This is a genomic window from Dehalococcoidales bacterium, from assembly GCA_028716225.1.
GTDB lineage: Bacteria > Chloroflexota > Dehalococcoidia > Dehalococcoidales > UBA5760 > UBA5760.
In genome coordinates this window covers 3,049-9,129 of record JAQUQE010000045.1, presented here as the reverse complement: position 1 = coordinate 9,129, position 6,081 = coordinate 3,049, and the positions used below count along the sequence as shown (strand labels likewise).

At 52.8% G+C, this 6,081-nt stretch carries 6 protein-coding genes; all 6 read right to left on the bottom strand.

Annotation, left to right across the window (positions count from 1 at the left end; genetic code table 11):
* Positions 1-941 (bottom strand): hypothetical protein (locus PHI12_12185; GenBank protein ID MDD5511551.1); only part of this gene is annotated, 941 nt, incomplete at its 3' end.
* A 73-nt stretch (positions 942-1,014) separates the two neighbouring features.
* Entirely contained in the window at positions 1,015-2,214 is a 1,200-nt protein-coding gene (locus PHI12_12180; protein MDD5511550.1) for a phage major capsid protein, read from the bottom strand.
* An 18-nt stretch (positions 2,215-2,232) separates the two neighbouring features.
* On the bottom strand, positions 2,233-3,186 hold the full coding sequence (locus PHI12_12175) for a hypothetical protein (protein ID MDD5511549.1): 954 nt from the start codon (positions 3,184-3,186) through the stop codon (positions 2,233-2,235).
* Positions 3,187-3,278: 92 nt separating this feature from the next.
* Positions 3,279-5,288 carry a hypothetical protein gene (locus PHI12_12170; GenBank protein ID MDD5511548.1) on the bottom strand — a complete coding sequence of 670 codons (2,010 nt, stop codon included), beginning with the start codon at positions 5,286-5,288 and terminating at the stop codon, positions 3,279-3,281.
* Complete coding sequence (locus PHI12_12165; GenBank protein MDD5511547.1) at positions 5,289-5,525, bottom strand: hypothetical protein; 237 nt, start codon at positions 5,523-5,525, stop codon at positions 5,289-5,291.
* Complete coding sequence (locus tag PHI12_12160; protein ID MDD5511546.1) at positions 5,518-5,841, bottom strand: hypothetical protein; 324 nt, start codon at positions 5,839-5,841, stop codon at positions 5,518-5,520. Before PHI12_12160 ends, PHI12_12165 begins: the two co-directional genes overlap by 8 nt.
* Between the last annotated feature and the right edge of the window lie 240 nt (positions 5,842-6,081).

The following is a 6,081-nucleotide window of genomic DNA, read 5'->3' as shown; positions in this document are numbered from 1 at the left end:
GCGTTGGTGATGGAAACTTCCGTCAGAAAACCGGATCCCTGGTAAACAATGGTGAAGTCGGCATTATCGGCGATAGTCCCCAGGTTGACGGTCATGTTGGTGGTATCCACTATACCGTCAGGATCCAGCCAGGAGGCGGACCGGTTGATGCTGATGACATCCGCCTCGGCAGGAGTTGCTAAATCAGCCGGCAGGCCGACCTTAGAACCCAAGCCCAGCGATACCTGCATACCCTCATGGGCCGCCAGAAAGCCGGTCACGGTCGCCGCAGTGACCGTATCGAAAGGCTTTACGCCGTACTGATACCGGAATTTCGTGTTGGCGATGGTTTTGTTGTCTACTGTAAACACCAGATCGATGGTTTCCGTTTGCACCACACCGCGCCAGGTCCCGGTAATTTCGACCGAAACGGTAATGGGCGTCGGTTCTACTTCGCCGTCGTCCATGACTAGTTCGCCGCCCGAGTTGTTCTTGAGAACAACGCACAGGTTCCGCCCGATGTCCGGGTTGGTAAAGGTATCCAGGGTTACCGCCCCGTCACTCCCAACAGAGGCCAGGGCGTGCACGACCGCCCCGTTGGTCGGCGAAGCATCCTCATCGGTCGCCATGGCATCGGTATTCCCCGAACCCAGGATGTCGGCCCCGCTGTGCGACAAGCGGGAATTTGTCGCTACCATACTCAGGCTGTTAGCATGGTCGTGCGCGGCATGCGCTTTTAGGGGCGTATAGGCTTTAAGTTTCAAGTTGTCATGATCGAACTCAAAGATATACCCGGCGGCGGGAACAGGCATTACCGAATATATCCCGACCAGACCCAATTTTGCCGCAGTTATCACAATACCGCCCGTGAGATACTCTTCCGCCGCAAGAGCAATGTCCGCCACGTTCATTCTCGCGTTCCCCAAATGAGTTCTTTGTTTTAAAGTCGTAGCTACCGCCATAGACTTTTTAAGCCTCCTGTATGCCCGTCCCTTATAGACCTGATCGGAAAGGGGGGCTTAAAGCCCCCCCTTTTTAGTGCTCGGTGATACCATACAACAGGAATTGCCCACGCGGCCTTTGACATCCCAGGTCGCAGAATTTAAAAAGCGTCCCTTCCCACATGGCCTTATTGGCTACGCGGACAAGGACAGAACCCTCGCGATCTAAGAACTTCCAGTCAGACATTTCGTACATTTTCCAGTCATTCAAGTCCAGGCAATATAACCGCCCGGACTTGACGTACTTATCCGCCACAAACGGAATCGGCTGATCCCCGCCGGAGTAGGTCATGGTTTTAAACCCGCCCTTTAACTCCAGAGTATTGGGGAACTGCTTCATCGCTTGCAACAGGTTTTGGTACGCCCTTCTTACCCCGTACGAAGCCATGAGGAAGTTGATCTTAGATCCGGTGGTTCTTTCCACTTCGTCAATGGCGTACTGGATCTCCACATCCGAGATCTCACCGTTGACGCTCTTCAAGCGACCGTTCAGCCACTTGTACTTGGCTTCGCTGCGGTCGATCCCGTACAAAGAGGTGTTCTCGGCGATCACCGCGTCCAGGCCGGTCATCTCCTTGCCGTACGAACCGGCAACAACCACAAGGTCGGTATTTTGGGGAACATTTTCAGTTCCGGCATAAGTGAATTGTGTGTCGGAAAGGACGGCGGTAATTTCTACCGCAGTAGTATCGGCATGACGTACTGCCCCGTCCGCCACCTTCACAATATCCACAATCATCCCTTCCGCCAGATACAGGGTGTCATCTACCGTAACTGTTACTACACCATCAGCATGAGCAGCCGCCGAAGCGGTGGCCAGCACGCCCGTGCCGTCGCCTAATACCTGGCGGGACAGGTTCAGTTTGGCATCCGTCTGGATGTCCTCGATCTCCTGCTCCAACAAGTTGGCGAAAGCCCCCAAGTTGTTGCTTGAAGCGGCAATGACTTTCTCGCTAATGCGGAAGCGGGCGAAAATATTCTTGGTTTCCCATTTCGCTTGTTTGGTCTTCCGCGCGTTGGGGGTCGGCAGGGTGCCGTCATCATTACGGTTTCCGATACCCCCAGACCGGCCATACCTTAAAGCCATGACGATCTCTTTGCCTACTACATGCTCCGAGTCTCTCTCGACTTCGGCTAAAAACCGGGACGCCTCATCGTTAAGCTGATAACGAAAAGACGCTAAATAGTTTAACTTTAGCGCCTCGGATACAGCAGCAATAGTCAGGTCAGCCATCTAAAACTCACTCCTTTATTAAGTGCCCCCTCCCAGGAATTTTTGAAACAAGCCTAAAGACGCCTTAGTAGCGTCTTTAGCCGTCTTGATCTGTGCCGGAGTGCTGCTTGGAGAAGCCCCGGCAGGTTGACCGCCGATCACTACGGGAGGGGTGCCGCCTTGGCGAATTTGGTTTAAGTAATCGGCGATGATCTGGTTACGGATCTCCTGGTTCTGTACGATCTGTTGCCGGAAATTCTGATCCTGCAACAGTCTTTGCGGGTCTGCCTGCTGAACCGGCCGCATCCCTTTAGCCATGAAGTAGGCAATCTCTACCCCGCTTGGATCGTTTATGAGGGTGTTGCCGTGCCTTCCGATAACCTCTTGCATGAGGGGCACCATTTCAGCGTAATCGGGATACTTGGCCGCTACTTGCTGTACTTGCGCGTTCCACCGGGCCTGACGGTCGAAGTTCTGGATCTGCTGCTCCAGGGGTTCGTACTGCTTTTTAACCGCCCCCTGGACTTCGGTAAAAATCTCCTGGCGCATGTTGTCCAGGAACCCTTGCGGATCGTCGTTGAACTTCTCCAGAAGCTGCTCGTTGATCTCCCGCTTTTGCTCTAAAGTCAAGGGCTGCTTCTGGCTCTCGATAGCCTGCTGGATCTTCTGCTCGATCATCGCAGGTAATTGGTTCACCTGCTGGGCCAAAGGCCGCAGGGTTCCCAGTTCCTGGCCCTGTTCGCGCAGCTTCTTTTCTAACTCCAAATACGACTTTTCCATGTCCTGCGGGCTTTTAAATCTCCCGGCATAAACGGGCTCCGGGGCCGGAGTTGTCCCTTGCGGGTCCACAGGTGTAGGCGCACCAGACACGCCAGGATCAGGCGATGTGCTTCCCGTGCCGCCTCCGTCCGGGGGGCCTACTGGAGGTTCTCCCCCACCGTCACTAAACCGCTTAAAGAGGTTGTCGGCATGCTTCAGAAGCAAGTGTTTCATTTGTGTTTCCTCCTTGGCGCACGAAAAAAGACCGTGTTATTCGCTTTAAGCGCACAGTCTTAAAAAATCCGTGTTGTTCGCCTTTTTTATGATCAGAGGACCGGCGGGGCCAATTCTGGCGCCTGGGCGGGCATCACCTGCCCTTGCGGGGGTTGTATCTGCATCCCCGGCAACCCCATTGGCGCCATCATCATCAAGTGCTGGTCCACATGATTCCTAAATAGAAAATCTAAAACCGGGTTTGAGCGGATCATCGCTTCATACTCTGCGGTCAACCGCTCCTTGTTATGCGTTTGCATGTGAAGAATATGGTCATCGTAAGGCACGGGCTGCGGCAGTTGCCCTTGTTTGAGCATCAAATTCTCCCGCTTGGCCTTCGATACTTGCAGTTGATCGTCCGAATCGGCGGCCTCCCAGTTCCCAAGTTGAAGCATCTCAAATATCTGCGATCTCATGTCCTTCTCGACCTTGCCCGTTTCAGGGTCAATAAGTAAGCCAGCACCAAGAAGGTCAAAGACCATTTGCCGCCTTTGTATTGGAGATTCAAGCATCGGCGACAGGGCATCCAATACAACATCATCGGCACTATGAAGATCCGCCCCGGTCCAATCGATCAACTCCACTAAATTATCTTCACCGATTGAGCGAAGGACCGAAGGGAACCTTTTGAACTGCCGGGTCAGCCTTAGCCACTGCTTCCCGTTGTCAATTAAGAAATGCTCCACGTTCAGCGCGGTAGAGAACTGTCTCGCATCGTCCTGCTCCAAAGATAAACTGATCGCCTTCCCGGACTTCACCCCCGGGGGGGCCTTGGACTGCCTGGCCAGGTCGGATACTCCGGCCAGCATGTTAAACTCCTGCAAAAGCCCGAATTCTTCGGTATTAAAAGCATCCGGCAGAGGCGGAATCACTCTCTCCCTGGGATAATTGTAGCCCCTATTGACTATACCGATATAACCGGGATCGTTGCCGTGAGCTTCCAGGTCGGCAAGATCCATCGAACCGTCTTCCACCCACAGCCCCCCGATGGCCGCCCGGTTGAGATATTCCGCCTTTCTGTTTCTTAAGGCGTTGTACCGCCTTTGAAGGGGAATTAACCTCTCCACCACACTTTTGCCCCAAAACACCCCGGGCCTTTCAATACAGTCCAGTTTGACAAACGGCAGCCCTACTTCCCCGTCATCACCAATTCGGTAAGGTAGTGACCCTACGTGCAATACCTTCTTGGAGCAAATTATAACTAGAAGCCCTTCGGGAAAGTGCTTTGAGGGTAGCATCCACAACTCTTTAACTAAAGCGAAGTCCTTCATCTTCACGTTGGCGAACATAAAATTCCCCAAGCCGTACCCTAACCCGCTCACCCCGAACATGGACTTTTGCAGTTGCAAGACGTTTACTTCTTCGGGGTCTACTTCCACATTCCAAATTTCGTCCACTTCATCTACGTGATACGCCTTGGCATGAAGGATGCTCTTGCATTGCTTGATCCCTTGCCTGTACGAAGAATCGGGGAATATCTCTTGCGGAGGACAGATGGTAACGTCAAGCGCTCCCTCCCGCACCGTCTGATCCTTGAAAGATACCTGGTCCCCGTCCATGATAACGTCAGTAAAATTCCCCAGCACCTGCCCCTTGGCCGGATCCCAGCCGTTCTTCGTCAGAACACACCCGCACGACTCCATCCAGGCATAGCACTCGTTTAGGATCTTCAATGCGCCCTGCTCGTAGGTGATGTTTTTGAGAAGATGGCTTCCCACTTTGGCCGCGTGAATATCTCTCTGTTCGTTTGTCGAGGGACGGCATCTTAAAATGGGCTTTAACCGCGACAACCTTGAGTAGCGTGTCTCAATAATCGGCGCGATATGGTTGAATACTTCCCTTTCCTGGCTTTCGTATAATTTCGGCATTTCCTCCAGGGTAAGCGCCACGGGGTTAATGTCCAAATGCTGGTTTCCCTCAATAAAGGCGATGTTCAAACGCCACTGAAGTTCAAACCCCCGGCGCTCTTCGTGGCGGCGTTTATGCTCATCGTCTACAAACCGGACAAACTCATCTTGCGTTTTGGGGATAAACCGCTCCCGTTTCCGCGCCAGGTTGAACATTTACTCCTCCTCCCCCCGCAACTTCTGCACATACTTTTCGTGTTTTTCCAGGGCTTCCCGTACAAAACCCCGTCCCGGGGATGGCGTTGTTTCCCGGGTTACCTGAAACTCATCCAGCCCGCCAGCCATGATCCGGTCGTAAAGCTCCCTTCTCTCCTCCCGGTGCCGCATGGAGATCCATTCACGCACTATAACATACACCACCACCAGGATAAAAAAGGACAGGTTGTTATCCACCTATATCGCCCTCCTCAAAGGGCTTTACGTGATTGAACAGATCGGCCTTGGGCTTTTTCTTGGGCTTCGGTTTTTTCTCCGGCTTTTCTTCCCCGGCTTCTTCTTTGACTTCTTCCTTTTCCGACAAGAGTTCGGGGAATAGTTCTACTCCCGATAAGGCGATCTTTTTGGCGCACTCCTCACAGATGTTCATGGTCGCTTGAAGGGGACCGTCCGGCCTACCGATCCGGTATTGCGCCCTTTTGCGGCACAAGAACACTTCGCAAAACGCCAAATAAGGAGACGGTATTAATTGCGGATCTTCTTTGGTCAGCACAATTATTAACCCCTTTCTTAACGCAAAAAGGGGAGCACCGAAGGCAGGTTTCCCCTGCCCTTGATGCTCCCCTCCAGTTGTTCTGGTCGGAGAATTATTTTTTCCCCAGCAGTATTTTCCTTTCGGTTTTAATTATCTGTCGGGGTAACCCTTCGTGCATAATGATCGTTATCCGCCCGTTCCCTATCTCGCGGAGTTTCTTCAATAGTTCCGCTTCCAGGGGGTTTGCTTCAATTTTCA